Origin of the sequence: Salipiger sp., from assembly GCF_048261495.1 — a bacterium.
GTDB lineage: Bacteria > Pseudomonadota > Alphaproteobacteria > Rhodobacterales > Rhodobacteraceae > Salipiger.
In genome coordinates this window covers 295,207-311,542 of sequence record NZ_JBLXFX010000001.1, presented here as the reverse complement: position 1 = coordinate 311,542, position 16,336 = coordinate 295,207, and the positions used below count along the sequence as shown (strand labels likewise).

Sequence of the window (16,336 nt, the reverse complement as noted above, 5' to 3'; positions counted from 1 at the left end):
AGGAACCTTCCGTGAAATCGCTTTGTCTTGCCGTCGCTTTCGCCGCCATCGCCGCCCCCGCGCTTGCCCACGAGTTCGGCTTTGCCGGTGTCCTGTCCAAGAGCAACAAGGACGAGATGCCGGAAATCACCCTCTCCGTCGGCAAGCCCCTGGCGGAGGGTCCGATCACGCTGAACTCCGGCACGCTCTACGAGGTCGAGATCACCTCGGACGGCAGCGGAGAGCTCGGGCTGGAGGGGCCGGGGTTCTTCCGGGCGATCTGGGTCAACGAAGTGGTGGTGAACGGGCTGGAAATTCGGCCCTTCGGTCTGGAAAGCGTCGAATTCGACGAGGCCGGAACGATGGAAATCGAGTTTCTGGCCATCAAGCCGGGCCAGTACCATCTGAAAATTCCGGGGTCGACGGGCGAGAGCCAGCGCGTCGAGATCACGATCCGCTGAACGAGGACCCGGAGAGGCACACGCGACCTGCCCTCCCCGAACGAGGGCCGCGTGGGCTGAGATCAGGCTTCTTTTTCGCCGGGTTTGACCGCCCGGCATTTCCAGCCGCGCACGGTGAAGGCCGGATGCGTGGTGGTCCACTTGGCCAATTCCGGCTGCGCGCCCATCATGCAGGTCATGGGCGTGATGTCGGTGAAGAGAAGGCTGCGCTCCTGGCACTGGTCCGGTGCCGTCGAGAGGCAGGCAACGAAGAGAAGTTCGATCATGGCGATCCTCGTTGAGTTGGTGCGAACTACGACTTTAGGATTAAGTCATACGGCATAAGAAACAGTGAAAGGACCGTTCGCTGCGTTGCTGCGCCGCAGCATGGTGTGCGAATTTTGGGCAGACCAGCAATTGCCGCCCAATTTATGTGCGGCGCTAAAAGGTAAACAAGGCTGACTAATGACCCGGACCCTGTCCCTCAAACTCCGCTTCGGACTCGGCGCCGCGGTCCTGGGACTCGCGACTCTGGTCACGGTCGCGGTGCTCATGGTGGGGATGTCGCGCGTTTCGGCACGGATGACTGCCGCGCTTGCCTCGGAACACCGGATGGACCGATATGCCGCTCTGTCGACGCAGGTTTCGACCTTTTTCGTGGTCAGCGCAGAGGCGATCCAGACCGGCCTTCCCGCCGATCAGCGCACCGCCCGCATGGCGCAGGTTTCCGACACCATCCGCCAGACATTTGCCCGGCTGCGCGGGGATCTCGCCGCGGCGGTCGTCGAAGCCTCGGAACTGGGGCTGGATGAACAATCGCGCCGCGCGACACAGACCCTGGGTCTGGCGCGGATGGAGGCGCAGTTCCGGCAGGTCACAGCCGGGCTCACCTCGGACACGGCGGATCGCGTGACCCTGCGCGCCCATCTGAACAACTTTGCCTCGAACTTCGAACCCCTCCTCGCCGAGATGGTGAACGAGGAAAACCGACTCCGCACCAACGTGCTGGCCGGGATCGGCGATCTGCGCACCGGGCTCGAGCGGACGGCGCTGGCCATCGCAGCCGTCACGGTCCTGATGCTGCTCGCCTTCCACTTCGGGCTGGTGCGCCCGCAACTCCGCCGGCTCGACGCGCTGGGAGACGCCGCGCGCCGTGTCGGGGCAGAGGATTTCTCGGTCGTGCTGCCGGACAGCCGCCCGGACGAAATCGGCCGCCTCTATGCAGAGACCAACCGGATGACCGCCGCGCTTGCCGCGCGGAAGGCCGAGATCGACGCCGAATGGTCGCGGCTGAACGACACCATCGCCGAACGGACCGAGGACCTGCGCCTCGCGAATGCGCGGCTGGAACGCACCGACGAGGACCGCCGCCGGTTCTTTGCCGATATCAGCCACGAATTGCGCACCCCGCTCACGGTGATCCTGATGGAGTCGCAATTGGGCCGGAAGACCGTGCCGCTGGCTGCGGAGGCCTTCACGACCATCGAAAACCGCGCCGCCCGGCTCAATCGCCGCATCGACGACCTGCTGCGCGTGGCGCGGTCCGAGACAGGGCAGCTTGCACTGGAGGACGGCGCGGTTCCGGTGGCCGAGATGCTCTCCGGCATGGCCGAGGAGACCCGCGCCGAGATCGCCAATGCCGGCATGAGCCTCAGCCTCGACTGCGCGCCGGGGATCACCGCGCGCGGCGATGCCAACTGGCTGCGCCAGGTCGTGTCCGGGCTGGTGCGCAACGCCATCCGCTATGCCCGTGACGGCGGGGTGATCGACGTCACCTCGCGGGCCGAGGGCGGCTTTGCCGTGATCGAGGTCACCGATCGCGGCCCCGGCATTCCGGCCGGAATGCAGGACAGCCTGTTCACCCGATTCACCCAGGGCAGCAACCCCGAACGGGGACGGGGGTTCGGGCTGGGCCTCGCGCTGGCCCGCTGGGTGGTGGAAGCCCAGGGCGGCACGATGCACCTGCAAAGCCCCGCGCGTGACGCCGACAAAACCGCACCCGGCACGACAATCCTGCTCCACCTCCCGCTGGATGCCGGGTAACCTTCGGCCATGACCTCCGCCCCGCGCCTTCTCATCGTCGACGACGATCCGGAAATCACCTCGGCGCTCGCCCGTGGCCTTGCCCTGCACGGCTACGCGGTCGAGACCCTGAACAGAGCCGAATCCGCCCTGATCGAACTGCGCGATCCCGGCTATTCTGCCGCAATCATCGACGTGATGATCGGCCCTGACAGCGGCATCGACCTGGTGAGGGCGGCCCGCGCCGCCGGGGCGAGAATGCCCATCCTGATGCTCTCCGCACTGTCCGAGGTCGAAGACCGCGCGGCGGGACTGGAGGCAGGGGCCGACGACTACATCGTGAAGCCGTTTTCCTTCGACGAACTCACCGCTCGGCTGAAGGTGCAGGAAAGCCGCGCCGCCGCGACCCGCCCGGCCCCCGCGCGCCTTTCCGCGGATCGCACCCTGTCGACGGACACCCGGTCGGTCGCCCTCACCGATCGCGAATATGCCCTGCTCGACCTGCTCGCGCGCCATCCCGGCACCCCGCTCAGCCGTGGCGAAATCTTCGACGCGCTCTGGGCCTCGGACGGGTCGGGGTCGGAAAACGTCGTCGACGTCTATGTCGGCTACCTGCGCAAAAAGCTTTCGCCCGCCTCGGATTTCGGGTTCGAGATCAAGACCCTGCGCAATCGCGGCTTCTGCCTCGACGGACTTCCGCCGCGCCCTCCCCACCAAGGTCTTACGACCTAAGTCCCTCCGTTTCTTAGAATATAAGACTCGCCTGATGCGCCCCGGGTTTGGCACCCTGAGCACACCCGAAACCCATTCGGACCATACGGAGGAGACACTCATGGCCTGGACCAAACCCGAGATCCGCGAAATCGAATGCGGCATGGAAATCAACATGTACGGACCCGATCACGACGACGGCGTCCTGTTCTGAAATCGTGCGCGCGGGAGGACCTGACATGGCGTTCCGCGCGCGCATCCTCGGGGCGGCCGCCGGTGGCGGACTGCCCCAATGGAACTGCGGCTGCCGCAACTGCGTGCTGGCGCGAGAGGGACGTATCCCCGCGCAGACGCAAAGTTCGCTGGCGGTTTCGGCAAACGGCACCGACTGGGCCATCCTGAACGCATCGCCCGACATCCGCGCCCAGCTTGCCGCCACCCCCCCGCTGCACCCCACCGGCCTGCGCGAGATGCCGCTGCGCTCGGTGCTGCTGACCAATGGCGATATCGACCACGTGGCTGGCCTGCTGACGCTGCGCGAGATGCAGCCGTTCGAACTCCACGCCACTTCGGAAATCCACGCGGTGCTGGCCGCCAACCCGATCTTTTCCGCGCTGAACCCCGAAGTCGTGACCCGGCGCACCATCGCGCTCGACTCTCCCGCGGAAATCGCGCCCGGCCTGACGGCAACCCTGTTTGCCGTGCCCGGCAAGGTGCCGCTCTACATGGAGGGGGCCGAGGTCGAGACCGATCTCATGGGCGAGCAGACCGTCGGCGTCGAACTGAGATCCGGCGAAACCGCGGCCTATTACATTCCCGGCTGCGCACGGCTGACCGACGACCTGCGCGCGCGCCTCGAAGGCGCCGCTCTGGTGTTCTTCGACGGAACGCTCTGGCGCGATGACGAAATGATCCGCGAAGGGCTGGGTCACAAGACGGGCCGGCGCATGGGCCACATGTCGATGAGCGGGCCGGACGGCTCCATCGCCGCCTTCGACGGTATGGCGATCGGCCGCAAGATCTACGTGCACATGAACAATACGAACCCGGTGCTGCGCCCCGATGCCCCGGAGCGGGCCGAGGCAGAGGCCGCCGGGTGGACCATCGGAGAAGACGGAATGGAGGTGACGACATGACCCGGTCCCGCGAGGAATTCGAAGCCCGCCTGCGCCGCATCGGCGCCGAACGGTATCACGACCTCCATCCGTTCCATCACCGCCTTCACGGCGGCGACTGCACGCCGGACGAGGTGCGCGCCTGGGTCATCAACCGCTACTACTACCAGCATTCGATCCCGATGAAGGATGCCGCCTTCATGTCCCGTGTCGAAAGCCCCGACCTGCGCCGCGCCTGGCGGTCCCGGATCGAGGATCACGACGGGACCGAGACGAACGAGGGCGGTATCCGCCGCTGGCTGCGGCTGGCCGAGGCGGTCGGACTCGATCCCGACTATGTCGCGTCGAACGAAGGAGTCCTCCCCGCCACCCGGTTCGCCGTGGATGCCTATGTGCGTTTCGTGCGTGAAAAGACCCTTCTCGAAGCGGTGGCCGCCTCGCTGACCGAGCTGTTCGCGCCCAAGATCCACGCCAACCGGATCGAAGGGCTACTGAAGAACTATGCCTTTGCCGACGACGGCGCCCTGTCCTACTTCCGCAACAGGTTGAAGGAGGCCCCGAAGGATGTCGCCTTCGGCCTGAAATGGGTTCTCGACCATGCGGATACGCAGGAAAAGCAGGACGCCGCCGCCAAGGCGCTGATCTTCAAGACCGATGTGCTCTGGTCGCAGCTCGACGCGCTCTGGGGGGCCTATGTCGCCCCGGCGCGCATCCCGCCCGGTGCCTGGACTCCCGGCACCGGCCTGGCCGAGGCGCACGCGGCATGAGCCCCGACGCGATCCCGACCCTGCCGCGCGGCGTCCGCCTGCACCACGACAGGGTGCGAAACGCCTGGGTGCTGCTGGCCCCGGAACGCGCCATCACGCTAGATGCGGTCGGCCACGCCATCCTGTCGAGGATCGACGGCACCCGCAGTCTGGGCGAAATCACCGCCGACCTCGCGCAGAGCTACAACGCCCCGCAGGACCAGATCGCCCGGGACAGCGCCGGCTTTCTCGGCGCGCTGCGCGACCGCCGCTTCCTCGACCTGGCCTGAGCGGAGGCGCGCCGCGTCCCCCCTCCTGTCCACCTGCGCAATCCGGCGCAGCCCCGACACACGAAGCCAAGACCGGGAAAGATGCCCGGAGAGAGCCGCAAGATGACCGATATCCGCCCCCCCATCGCCATGCTGGCCGAACTGACGCATCGCTGCCCCCTGTCCTGTCCCTATTGCTCGAACCCGCTGGAACTGGCGCGGCAGGACAGCGAACTCGACACCGGGCAATGGATCAGCGCTTTCCGCCAGGCGGCCGATCTCGGGGTGCTGCAGCTGCACCTCTCGGGAGGGGAGCCCGCCACCCGCCGCGACCTTGCCGACCTCGTGCGCGCCGCGCGCGAGGCGGGGCTCTACACGAACCTCATCACCTCGGGAATCGGGCTGACACAGAGACGGTTGGCCGAACTGGACGAGGCCGGACTGGACCACATCCAGCTGTCGCTGCAGGGAACAACCCCGGAGATGGCGGACGAGATCGGCGGCTACAAGGGCGGTTTCGCCCGCAAGATGCAGGTGGCCGCCTGGATCGGCGAGATCGGCTTTCCCCTCACCCTCAACGCCGTCCTGCACCGGCGCAACCTGCACCAGCTGCCCCGCGCGATCGAGATGGCGGTCGAGATGGGCGCCCGCCGGATCGAGGTTGCGACCGTGCAGTTCCACGGCTGGGCCATGCGCAACCGCGATTCCCTCATGCCGACCCGCGAACAGGCGACCGAAGCCACGCGCATCGTACAGGAGGCACGCCTGCGCCTGAAGGGAACCCTTGTCATCGACTACGTGCCCGCCGACTATCATTCGGACTATCCCAAGCGCTGCATGGGCGGTTGGGGGAGCACCGGGCTCAACATCGCGCCGGACGGCGTGGTCCTGCCCTGCCACGCGGCGCAGACGATTCCGCACCTGCGGTTCGACAACGTGGCCGAGCGTCCGCTGGCCGAGATCTGGCGCGACGGGGCGGCCTTCAACGCCTATCGCGGCACCGACTGGATGAAGGAGCCCTGCACCAGTTGCGACCGCAAGCTGGTGGATTTCGGCGGATGCAGGTGCCAGGCGATGGCGCTGGCGGGGGATGCCGCGGCGACCGACCCGACCTGCGTGAAATCCCCGGCCCATGGCGCCCTGCAACGTCAGGCCGACGCCCACGCCGCCGCCGACGCGCCGCTGGTCTACCGCACCGCGCCGGGCAAGCCCGTCCCGGAACCGGCGGAATAGAGCCTGTTCCGGCCCGGATCCCGCTCAGATCAGGAACTGGGCCAGAACCTCGTCCTCGGTGATGTCGCGGTAGGTGTATCCGTTGTCATCGAGCAACCCGAACAGCCGCTCGAAATTTCCCGGCTCCGAGGTTTCGATCCCGATAAGCACGGAGCCGAAGTTGCGCGCGGATTTCTTCAGGTACTCGAAACGGGCGATGTCATCTTCCGGGCCGAGGAAATTCAGGAAATCCTTCAGCGCGCCCGGCCGCTGCGGCAGGCGGAGGATGAAGTACTTCTTCACCCCCGAATAGCGCTGCGCACGCTCCTTGACCTCGGGCAGCCGCTCGAAATCGAAATTCCCGCCGGAGGTGATGCAGACCACCGTCTTGCCCCGGATGGTCATTCCCAGATCCTTGAGCGCATCCACCGACAGCGCCCCCGCGGGTTCGAGAACGATCCCTTCGACGTTCAGCATTTCAAGGATCGTCGTGCAGAGGCGGTCTTCGTTGATGGTCAGCGAACTGGCCAGCCCGACCCCCTTGAGCCGATCGAAGGTCCGTTCCCCGATCCGCGCGACGGCGGCGCCATCGGCGAAGGTGTCGACCCGCGGCAGGGTCACGGGCTTTCCGGCTTCGAGCGCCGCGCGCAGACAGGCCCCGCCGTGCGGCTCCACAAAGGTGTACTGGCAGTCAGCGCCGAAAAAGCTCAGCAGACCGGCGCTCAGCCCGCCTCCCCCGACCGGCACCACGAGGTGATCCGGCGCGCGGCCGAGTTGTTCCAGGATCTCGACCCCGACCGTGGCCTGACCCTCGATCACGTCGTCGTCGTCGAAGGGAGACAGGAAATGCCCGCCGCGCTCGGCGCAAAAGCTCTGGGCGGCGGCAAGGCAGTCGTCGAAATAGTCCCCGATCATGCGGATTTCGACCGCATCCCCGCCAAAGATCCGCGTCTTGTCGATCTTCTGCTGGGGCGTCGTCACTGGCATGAAGATCACGCCCTTCTTGCCGAAATGGCGGCACATGTAGGCCACCCCCTGCGCGTGGTTTCCCGCACTGGCACAGACGAACAGATCCGCCTCAGGCCGCTTGCGCATGGCGTTGAACGCGCCGCGCAGCTTGTAGCTGCGCACCGGCGACAGATCCTCGCGCTTGAGCCAGATATCCGCGCCGAAGCGCGCGCTCAGATGCGCGTTGCGCAGCAGCGGGGATTCGGGAAAGACCGCGCGCATCTCGGCGGCAGCGGCACGGGCGTGATCGGCAAAGCTGTCCATGCGTCAGACCTCGCGCAAAGCGCGGTCCTTGGCAAGCCTAGTCGATGGGGCGGCCCTGAATGCAATGACCGTAGATCGTGGTAAGAACCGAGATGCCGAACATCGTGACGAACCAGTTGACCACCAGCGTGTAGATCACGCTGATCGCGGAGCCCGCATCGCCGTCCAGCATCGTCGGAAGCTCGGCCAGAAGCGTGCCGCCCAGCATCAGCAGCGTCACCGCAACGATATCCCCGCCATGCGGCCCGGTCGCGCGCCATGCGGCTCTGAGGCCCGTCGCCTCGCCCATCGCGGCGGCAGGCAGCGCCGCCCCGACGCGCAGGAAGATGTAGAAGCCCAGCGCGAACAGGCCGAACATCATGCCGCCGATCAGTGCCGGCAGGAAGGCGGAGAGCAGAACCCCGATCCCGGAGGCCAGCATCAGCGCCACCATCACCAGCACCCCGACCTTGACCGAGGTCCAGAGATAGGCGGCCAGCTCGGCCCCGTGCCAGCGCGGCAGAAAGGAGGACGGACGCTCGCCCGTCAGGACGAAGCGATGCCAGCCGACCGCGATCCATAGACTGGCAAGGACCGCAAGCCCGAGGTAGAGCAACAGCTCTCCGGTGCCGGACGGACCGGGGGCAGGCATCCCGTCGATGTCGTATTGCGGCGCATTGCGCAGGATCATCACCTGGCTGACGGCCTGCACCAGGTAGAGAATGCCGGACACCCGGAAGGCCGGACCGAGATTGTTCAGCACCATCCGGATCGAATGGACAAAGATCTGCCAGCCCTTCATGTCGCCCTGCCCTCGCCTGCCTGACCGCTGGCTAGCACAGCCTCGGGGCCACTCCAACGGGCGATCCTTGCTACCGGAGGCAAAACCGTCTAATCCGCCTGCCAATCTTACCCTGAGGAACTGCCCATGTCCGCGCCCAAGAAAGTCGTCCTGGCCTATTCCGGTGGCCTCGACACCTCGATCATCCTGAAATGGCTCCAGACCGAATACGGCTGCGAGGTCGTGACCTTCACCGCCGATCTGGGCCAGGGCGAGGAGCTCGAACCGGCGCGCAAGAAGGCCGAGATGATGGGGGCAAGCTCCATCTACATCGAGGATCTGCGCGAAGAATTCGTGCGGGATTTCGTCTTCCCGATGTTCAGGGCGAATGCGCTCTACGAAGGGCTGTACCTTCTCGGCACCTCGATCGCGCGTCCGCTGATCTCAAAGCGCCTCGTCGAGATCGCCGCCGCCGAAGGTGCTGACGCCGTCGCCCACGGCGCGACCGGCAAGGGCAACGACCAGGTGCGCTTCGAACTCGCCGCCTACGCGCTCAATCCCGACATCAAGGTCATCGCGCCCTGGCGGCTCTGGGATCTGACCTCGCGGACGCGGCTGCTCGAATTCGCCGAACAGAACCAGATCCCCGTCGCCAAGGACAAGCGCGGCGAAGCGCCCTTCTCGGTCGATGCGAACCTGCTGCACACCTCCTCCGAGGGCAAGGTCCTCGAAGATCCGGCACAAGAGGCCCCCGACTACGTCTACCAGCGCACCGTGAATCCCGAAGACGCGCCCGACACGCCCGAGGTCATCGAGATCACCTTCGAAAAGGGCGATGCAGTGGCCATCGACGGCGAGGCGATGTCGCCTGCCAAGATCCTGACCAGGCTCAACGAACTCGGCGGCAAACATGGTGTCGGCCGCCTCGATCTCGTGGAAAACCGCTTTGTCGGCATGAAATCCCGCGGCATCTACGAGACCCCCGGCGGCACCGTCCTTCTCGAGGCACACCGGGGCATCGAACAGATCACGCTGGATTCCGGCGCAGGCCACCTGAAGGATTCGATCATGCCGCGCTATGCCGAGCTGATCTACAACGGCTTCTGGTTCTCCCCCGAGCGCGAAATGCTCCAGGCCCTGATCGACAAGTCGCAGGAGCACGTCTCGGGGACCGTGCGCGTCAAGCTCTACAAGGGCTCCGCCCGCACGATCGCCCGCTGGTCCGACAGGTCGCTCTATTCCGAGGCCCACGTCACCTTCGAGGACGATGCCGGCGCCTATGACCAGCAGGATGCCAAGGGCTTCATCCAGCTCAACGCCCTGCGTCTGAAACTGCTCGCAGCCCGGAACCGCCGGCTGAAAGGCTGAGACGACCTCAGATCACACGCTGAACGACCCCGCCGGACATGCCTCCGGCGGGGATATTTTTGGCCAGAAGAAGCCGCGGGCCATTTCTCGTGTTTCTTCTGGCCCGAAATATCCCGGGGAGTCCGCAACGCGGACGGGGCAGCGCCCCATGGTCCGCCCTCAGCCACCTTCACCCGCTTGCGGGTATGGCGGCGGTACCCACCCCCGGACATGAAGATCCGGGCCGAGTCAAAAGGACCGCCCCCGGCAAGCCGAAAGCGGTCCAGTCACTCGTTACGGGTACCCCGGTACTCGTTACGCGAAAACCGTTACTGAGTGGTGACGACGGTCATCACCAGCTTGTCCTCGACGCGGATCGGGCCGTCTTCCTTGGCGCCGAGGGTGTATTCGAAGATGCCGGTCTGCATGCCGCCGTCTTCACCATGGACCATCAGCATCAGCATCTCGCCGGGCTCGACCGCTTCGGTGAGGATGGCGGCTACGTCGGTGTTCTCTCCGGCACGCAACGGGGCGTGACCGACGACGGGGCCGGGCTTCATCTCGGCATCGGTGCGGTGCACCACGAGCCAACCGTTCTGGTCGGCCATGACCTTGTCGGCGCTGACGATACCGTTGGAAACGCTCTGGTCCGCCGCTTCTACCATCGGAGCCATGGCATGGGAGGCCGCGAAGGCCGTTCCGGCGGCGAGGGTGGCGGCGGTGGCGAATGCAAGGATCTTCATGGAATACTCCTGTCGGTTTCTGTCGCGGAGGGCGTCTTGCCCTCCGTCATGACCGGAGACACGCAGGAGCCGTGCACGGAGTTTCAAACGGCGCGAAATTTCCGCCGCTCAGAGCGCGAGTGCCCGCAGACGCTCGTAGTGGGGCATCGCCGCCTCGGCCAGCCGGGCCGCCGTGCCGTCGAGTTCCGGCAGCGGGCCCTCCGGTCCGGCAAAGCCGGTGGAGGCGTGCACGGAGCCGTACCAGTGCGCGGCCCAGACCCCGTCCTGTGCATGGCCGCCCTCGGGCCAGTGCAGCATGGCCGGGTCGAACGGCAGGTCCATGGCTTCGCAGAGCTTGCGCAGCATCCCCGGCGGATCGCGGCGGATGTCGGCGCTGTCGATCACCAGCGGCACCTGGCCGATTGCGCGGACATGGTCGAACAACTCGGCCTGGAGCCGGAAACCGATGTCGTCCTCCGTGGCCTGCCCGTAGCCCTTCACGAAACTCGCGGCGACGCGGGCGGGGTGGCGGAGCAGGAAGACATTGGTGCACTGCGACATGAACGCCCGCGGGATGCCGTCGATCATGTGCTGGGTCATGTGCTTGTGGTAGGCATGCGGCTTGCCGTCCGGGATCGGCCCGAGCAGGCTCTGTTGCACCTCGAAGGCGTCTTCGGGCCGCGAGGCCTTGATCTCTTCCGCCATGGGGTGCGGCAGGCCGGTCCGGCGCAGGTAGGGGCCGTAGAACGGTTCATCCACCACGTGCATGTCGGCGCGGTTGCCGAAGGCGTACATCATCGCGGTCGACAGGTTCCGCGGGCCCGACCACATGGCGATCCTCATGGCTTGACCATCTCCATATAGAGATCGCGAAGGCGCTGCGTGACCGGACCCATTCCGCCCGTGCCGATCCGGCGGCCGTCGATTTCGCCCACCGGAGTCTGCGCGCCGAAGGTCCCGGTGAGAAAGGCCTCGTCCGCACCATAGGTGTCGACCAGCGAATAATTCCGCTCGAACACGGGGATATCGTTCGCACGACAGAGGTCGATGACCTTTTGCCGGGTGATGCCGTTCATGCAGTAGTCCCCGGTCGAGGTCCAAACCTCGCCCTTGCGGATGATGAAGAAATTGCAGGCGTTGGTGGTGTTCACGAAGCAGTGGATGTCGAGCATCAGCGCCTCGTCCGCGCCGGCCTTCTCGGCGGCGATGCAGGCGAGGATGCAGTTCAGCTTGGAGTGGGAATTGAGCTTCGGGTCCTGCGTCATCGGCAGCCCGCGGATGTGGGGCACGGTGGCAAGCTTGATCGGACGCGGGATCGAGGGTCGCGAATGCTCCATCAGGATGACGATGGTCGGTCCCTGGCGCGACAGCGCGGGATGCTGGAACGGCCGGGATTTGACCCCGCGCGTCACCATCAGGCGGCAATGGGCATCGGTCGTCATGCCATTGGCACGCTGCGTTTCGAACAGCGCCGCCACGAGAGCCTCGCGGGTCATGCCGATATCGAGGTCGATGGCCTTGGCCGCCTCGAACAGGCGGTCCATGTGGTCGTCGAGAAAGCTCCACCGCCCGTCATAGAGCCGAAGACCCTCCCAGACGCCATCCCCCAGCATGAACCCGGAATCGAATACCGAAACGGTCGCCTCGGCCCTGGGTTTCAGCTGACCGTTGACCCAGATGAGGATCGATTCATTGCGGATATCGTCTTCCGCCTGGTGTGTCGTGACCTTGTCCATAGACTCACGCTAGGCGCATTCCGGGATCTGCAAAAGGGGTCACGCGCGCTCACCATGCGGTGAAATCGCGTTGCAGCGATTGATCCGATGGCGCTTCGCCCGCAGGCTCGCGGTGAAAAGGGAGAGATCATCATGTTTCGACACATCCTGTTTGCCTGTCTCATCGTCGTCGGCGCTTCGGTCCAGGCAGGGCGCGCCGTTGCCGGTCCCATCGAGACGATCACCGTGGCCGGGGGTTGTTTCTGGTGCGTCGAGGCCGATTTCGAGAAGGTTGCCGGCGTCACCAAGGCGGTGTCCGGCTACACCGGCGGTTCGGTCAGGAACCCGACCTACAAGCAGGTCAGCCGTGGCGGGACCGGCCACTACGAGGCGGTGAAGATCTATTTCGACAGCGCCCGCGTCTCGCGCGACAAGCTCTACGCGATGTTTTTCCGCTCGGTCGATCCGACCGATGCAGGCGGGCAGTTCTGTGATCGGGGCGAGAGCTACAGGACCGCCATATTCGTCTCTGACAAGGCTCAGAAGGCATCGGCCGAGGCGGCGAAGGCCGAGGCTCAGGCCGCGCTCGGCAAGACGGTCGTGACCCCGGTCCTGTCGGCGGGGCAATTCTACGAAGCCGAGGATTATCACCAGGACTACTACAAGGGCGACAACCTCGTGCTGACCCGCTTCGGACCGATCAAGCAGTCGAATGCCTACAAGAAGTACCGCGACGCCTGCGGTCGCGACCAGCGCGTGCGCCAGCTTTGGGGCGGGGCCGCGCCCTTTGCCGGGGGCTGAAATCTAGCCGAGCCGGGCGTCCTGCACGTCCTTCAGATCGGGAATGACATCCGCCGTGCCGACCCGAGTGACCATGATCGCCGCCGCTCGCTGGCCGAGGGTGATGGCCTGCGGCATCGGCATCCCGCGATCCAGCGCCGCCAGCAGATAGCCGGTAAAGGTATCCCCCGCCCCGGTGGTGTCGACGGGTTTCACGGGAAACGCCGGAAAGGTGCGCTCGGTCCCCGCGCAGTTGTCGATCCAGCGGCACCCGTCACCGCCGAGCGTGACGACCGCGTGACGCGTCGGCAGATCCTGAAGGGTGCGGCCCGTCGCCGCTTCGAGCTGCCGCGCTTCGACGGCATTCAGGACCAGGATGTCCAGAAGCGGCAGAACCCCGGAAACGGCGGCGGCATCGAAGGGGGCCGCCGCGTAGGCAACGGACATCCCCAGCGCCTTGGCCTTGGTCGCCGCTTCGGCCTGACCGGAGGTCTCGTTCTGGAACAGGAACAGGTCGTCCGGCCCGGCTTCGGCCAGTGCGGCGGCGATCATCGACTCCGATATGGCCCGATTTGCGCCGGGATAGAGAATGATGTTGTTTTCGCCCGCATCATCCACGGCGATGATCGCATGGCCGGTGGCGATGTCCAGCCGCGAGATATGGCGCGTATCGACACCGTATTCCATCAGCCGCTCGACCGCCCAGCCACCATCCGGACCGACCGCACCGACGTGGACGACGCGCGACGCGGCGCGGGCGGCGGCGACCGACATGTTCGCGCCCTTGCCACCCAGCCCGCGGGTGTGGGAGGAGCAGGACAAAGTCTCGCCCGGACCCGGCAGATGGGGGACACGGTAGAAGAGGTCGGCGTTGATCGACCCGAGATTGAAGATCGTCATCGCCGGCCCCCCCTGTTTGCCTGTCAGCCGATCTTGCAGGCCGCAAGAACCGCCATGTTCAGAATGTCGTTCGCCGTCATGTTGGTGGAACAGATCTGGATCGACTTGTCGACGCCGGCAAGGATGGGGCCGATCACCGTCGCACCCGCCATTTCCTGCATCAGCTTGACCGAGATCGAGGCCGAGTGACGCGCCGGAACCACCAGAATGTTCGCCGGGCCGCTGAGACGCTGGAAGGGATAGGCCTCCTGCGCCTTCGGGTTCAGGGCCACGTCCACGGTCATTTCGCCTTCGTACTCGAAATCGACGCCGCGACGGTCGAGGACCAGCGGCGCAAGATGCATCTTGTGCGCGCGCTCGGACACCGGGTAGCCGAAGGTCGAGAACGAAACGAAGGCGACGCGCGGTTCCAGCCCGAGATGCCGCGCGACTTCGGCGGACCGCTCGGCAATGGTGGCGAGGTCTTCGGGCTCCGGCCATTCATGCACCAGCGTGTCCGAGATCAGCACGATCCGCCCGTTGTTGATCAGCGCGGTGACCCCCGCTGCCCCGTGCTTGGCGTCGGCATCGAAGACGTGGTTCAGCAGTTCCAGCACATGCGCCGACTTGCGGGTCGCGCCGGTAACGAGCCCGTCGCCGTGACCATGCGCGAGCATCAGCGAGGCAAACACGTGCCGATCGCGCGAGGCGAGACGGTGAATGTCCTGCCGGTTCTGGCCTTTGCGTTGAAGCCGCGCGTAGAGGTACTCCTTGTAGGTTTCGAGATGGCGGGTATTGCCCGCGTTCACCACTTCGAGTTCGCGGACCGCATCGGCCAGTCCGGCCTCTTCCAGCTTCTTGCGCACGTCGGAATCGCGGCCGACGACCAGCGCCTTTCCCAGCCCATTTCGCTGGTACATGACCGCCGCCCGCAGCACGCGGGGATCGTCGCCTTCGGCAAAGATCATCCGGGCCTGCGCCGCACGCGCACGGTTGTTGATCCCGCGCAGGATCGGCGCGGTGGAATCCATGCGGCCCTTGAGCGTTTCCTCGTAGGCCTCCATGTCGATGATCGGACGCCGCGCGGCGCCGGTGTCCATCCCGGCCTTGGCGACGGCGGGCGGAATGCGGTGGATCAGGCGCGGATCGAAAGGCGTCGGAATGATGTAATCCCGCCCGAAGGCCAGCGTCTGCCCGTAGGCGAGACCCACCTCGTCCGGCACGTCCTCGCGCGCGATCTCGGCCAGCGCGTTGGCACAGGCGATCTTCATCTCGTCGTTGATCGCGCGGGCATGAATGTCGAGCGCGCCGCGGAACAGGTAGGGAAAGCCGAGGACGTTGTTGACCTGGTTCGGATAATCGCTGCGGCCGGTCGCGACGATGGCGTCCGGGCGTACCTCGTGAGCCTCTTCCGGCGTGATCTCGGGGTCCGGATTTGCCATGGCGAAGATCACCGGGTTTTCCGCCATCGACAGGACCATGTCCTGCGTCACCGCTCCCTTGGCGGAAACGCCGAGGAACACGTCCGCGCCCTTCATCGCCTCTTCGAGGGTGCGCAGTTCGGTCTTGACCGCGTGGGCCGACTTCCACTGGTTCATGCCCTCGGTGCGCCCCTGGTAGATCACGCCCTTGGTGTCGCACATGATGCAATTCTCGTTGCGGGCCCCCATCGACTTGATGAGTTCGAGACAGGCAATCCCCGCCGCCCCCGCGCCGTTCAGCACGATGCGGCAGTCCTCGATCTTCTTGTCCGACAACAGCAGCGCGTTGATGAGGCCGGCCGCGCAGATCACCGCCGTGCCGTGCTGGTCGTCATGGAAGACGGGAATGTCCATCTCTTCCTTGAGCCGCTGCTCGATGATGAAACACTCGGGCGCCTTGATGTCCTCGAGGTTGATGCCGCCGAAGGTCGGGCCCATCAGTTTGACCGCGCGGCAGAATTCGTCGGGATCTTCGGTGTCGAGTTCGATGTCGATGGAGTTCACGTCGGCGAAGCGCTTGAACAGCACCGATTTGCCTTCCATCACCGGCTTGGAGCCGAGCGCGCCGAGATTGCCGAGGCCGAGAACCGCCGTCCCGTTGGAGATCACCGCAACGAGGTTGCCCTTGTTGGTGTAATCATAGGCCAGCTCGGGGTTCGCGGCGATTTCCTCGCAGGGCACCGCGACGCCGGGAGAGTAGGCCAGCGACAGATCGCGCTGGGTGGTCATCGGGACGGTGGCGCGGATTTCCCACTTGCCAGGCGTCGGCTCGAGGTGAAAGGCCAGAGCCTCTTCGCGGGTTAGTTTGACCTTGGCCATGCCTCGTTCCTCCATAGCGGCGGAGTTCCTCTTAGCGCAGGGCACAGGACGGCTCAACAGCGCGGTT

At 65.8% G+C, this 16,336-nt stretch carries 18 protein-coding genes; 10 read left to right on the top strand and 8 right to left on the bottom strand.

Annotated features, from left to right (window positions below; all coding sequences use genetic code 11):
* Window positions 1–11 precede the first annotated feature (11 nt).
* Window positions 12–440, top strand: coding sequence for a hypothetical protein (locus tag ACN0RJ_RS01390; RefSeq protein WP_417718731.1), 429 nt, complete (start codon window positions 12–14; stop codon window positions 438–440).
* Window positions 441–502: 62 nt separating this feature from the next.
* Here the strand turns inward: ACN0RJ_RS01390 and ACN0RJ_RS01385 are convergent, their stop codons facing one another.
* Entirely contained in the window at window positions 503–706 is a 204-nt protein-coding gene (locus tag ACN0RJ_RS01385) for a hypothetical protein (protein WP_417718732.1), read from the bottom strand.
* 178 nt (window positions 707–884) lie between these two features.
* Here ACN0RJ_RS01385 and ACN0RJ_RS01380 point away from each other — a divergent pair, with 178 nt between their 5' ends.
* The 7 genes from ACN0RJ_RS01380 to pqqE all read left to right on the top strand — a co-directional run bounded on the left by ACN0RJ_RS01380 (window position 885) and on the right by pqqE (window position 6,515).
* Window positions 885–2,462, top strand: coding sequence for an ATP-binding protein (locus tag ACN0RJ_RS01380; protein WP_417723189.1), 1,578 nt, complete (start codon window positions 885–887; stop codon window positions 2,460–2,462).
* Between the two features lie 9 nt (window positions 2,463–2,471).
* On the top strand, window positions 2,472–3,173 hold the full coding sequence (locus ACN0RJ_RS01375) for a response regulator transcription factor (protein ID WP_417723188.1): 702 nt from the start codon (window positions 2,472–2,474) through the stop codon (window positions 3,171–3,173).
* Window positions 3,174–3,273: 100 nt separating this feature from the next.
* On the top strand, window positions 3,274–3,366 hold the full coding sequence (pqqA, locus tag ACN0RJ_RS01370) for a pyrroloquinoline quinone precursor peptide PqqA (protein WP_417718735.1): 93 nt from the start codon (window positions 3,274–3,276) through the stop codon (window positions 3,364–3,366).
* 25 nt (window positions 3,367–3,391) lie between these two features.
* Window positions 3,392–4,288, top strand: a complete 897-nt coding sequence (gene pqqB / locus ACN0RJ_RS01365; RefSeq protein WP_417723187.1) for a pyrroloquinoline quinone biosynthesis protein PqqB — start codon at window positions 3,392–3,394, stop codon at window positions 4,286–4,288.
* The gene (gene pqqC, locus ACN0RJ_RS01360; protein ID WP_417723186.1) at window positions 4,285–5,034 is read left to right on the top strand and encodes a pyrroloquinoline-quinone synthase PqqC; all 750 of its coding nucleotides are present in this window, start codon (window positions 4,285–4,287) and stop codon (window positions 5,032–5,034) included. The genes pqqB and pqqC overlap by 4 nt, the downstream gene beginning before the upstream one ends.
* Window positions 5,031–5,303, top strand: a complete 273-nt coding sequence (pqqD, locus tag ACN0RJ_RS01355; protein WP_417723185.1) for a pyrroloquinoline quinone biosynthesis peptide chaperone PqqD — start codon at window positions 5,031–5,033, stop codon at window positions 5,301–5,303. Before pqqC ends, pqqD begins: the two co-directional genes overlap by 4 nt.
* A 102-nt stretch (window positions 5,304–5,405) precedes the next feature.
* Window positions 5,406–6,515, top strand: coding sequence for a pyrroloquinoline quinone biosynthesis protein PqqE (gene pqqE / locus ACN0RJ_RS01350; protein ID WP_417723184.1), 1,110 nt, complete (start codon window positions 5,406–5,408; stop codon window positions 6,513–6,515).
* 24 nt (window positions 6,516–6,539) lie between these two features.
* Here the strand turns inward: pqqE and ilvA are convergent, their stop codons facing one another.
* A complete protein-coding gene (ilvA, locus tag ACN0RJ_RS01345) occupies window positions 6,540–7,766 on the bottom strand; it encodes a threonine ammonia-lyase IlvA (RefSeq protein ID WP_417723183.1) in 1,227 nt (408 codons plus the stop codon).
* A gap of 37 nt (window positions 7,767–7,803) precedes the next feature.
* A complete protein-coding gene (locus tag ACN0RJ_RS01340) occupies window positions 7,804–8,547 on the bottom strand; it encodes a hypothetical protein (RefSeq protein ID WP_417723182.1) in 744 nt (247 codons plus the stop codon).
* 126 nt (window positions 8,548–8,673) lie between these two features.
* Here ACN0RJ_RS01340 and ACN0RJ_RS01335 point away from each other — a divergent pair, with 126 nt between their 5' ends.
* Window positions 8,674–9,894: an argininosuccinate synthase gene (locus tag ACN0RJ_RS01335; protein ID WP_417718742.1), complete on the top strand. Its 1,221-nt coding sequence runs from the start codon at window positions 8,674–8,676 to the stop codon at window positions 9,892–9,894.
* A 308-nt stretch (window positions 9,895–10,202) separates the two neighbouring features.
* Here ACN0RJ_RS01335 and ACN0RJ_RS01330 read toward each other — a convergent pair whose 3' ends face one another.
* The 3 genes from ACN0RJ_RS01330 to ACN0RJ_RS01320 form a co-directional block, all read right to left on the bottom strand.
* Window positions 10,203–10,616, bottom strand: a complete 414-nt coding sequence (locus tag ACN0RJ_RS01330; RefSeq protein WP_417723181.1) for a hypothetical protein — start codon at window positions 10,614–10,616, stop codon at window positions 10,203–10,205.
* A gap of 108 nt (window positions 10,617–10,724) precedes the next feature.
* Window positions 10,725–11,438 carry an HAD family hydrolase gene (locus tag ACN0RJ_RS01325; RefSeq protein WP_417723180.1) on the bottom strand — a complete coding sequence of 238 codons (714 nt, stop codon included), beginning with the start codon at window positions 11,436–11,438 and terminating at the stop codon, window positions 10,725–10,727.
* Entirely contained in the window at window positions 11,435–12,331 is an 897-nt protein-coding gene (locus ACN0RJ_RS01320; RefSeq protein ID WP_417723179.1) for a D-amino acid aminotransferase, read from the bottom strand. The genes ACN0RJ_RS01325 and ACN0RJ_RS01320 overlap by 4 nt, the downstream gene beginning before the upstream one ends.
* A 132-nt stretch (window positions 12,332–12,463) precedes the next feature.
* Here ACN0RJ_RS01320 and msrA point away from each other — a divergent pair, with 132 nt between their 5' ends.
* Entirely contained in the window at window positions 12,464–13,111 is a 648-nt protein-coding gene (msrA, locus tag ACN0RJ_RS01315) for a peptide-methionine (S)-S-oxide reductase MsrA (protein ID WP_417723178.1), read from the top strand.
* A gap of 3 nt (window positions 13,112–13,114) precedes the next feature.
* Here the strand turns inward: msrA and ACN0RJ_RS01310 are convergent, their stop codons facing one another.
* Window positions 13,115–13,990: a ribokinase gene (locus ACN0RJ_RS01310; protein WP_417723177.1), complete on the bottom strand. Its 876-nt coding sequence runs from the start codon at window positions 13,988–13,990 to the stop codon at window positions 13,115–13,117.
* A 23-nt stretch (window positions 13,991–14,013) separates the two neighbouring features.
* Window positions 14,014–16,269, bottom strand: a complete 2,256-nt coding sequence (locus ACN0RJ_RS01305) for an NADP-dependent malic enzyme (protein WP_417718748.1) — start codon at window positions 16,267–16,269, stop codon at window positions 14,014–14,016.
* Between the last annotated feature and the right edge of the window lie 67 nt (window positions 16,270–16,336).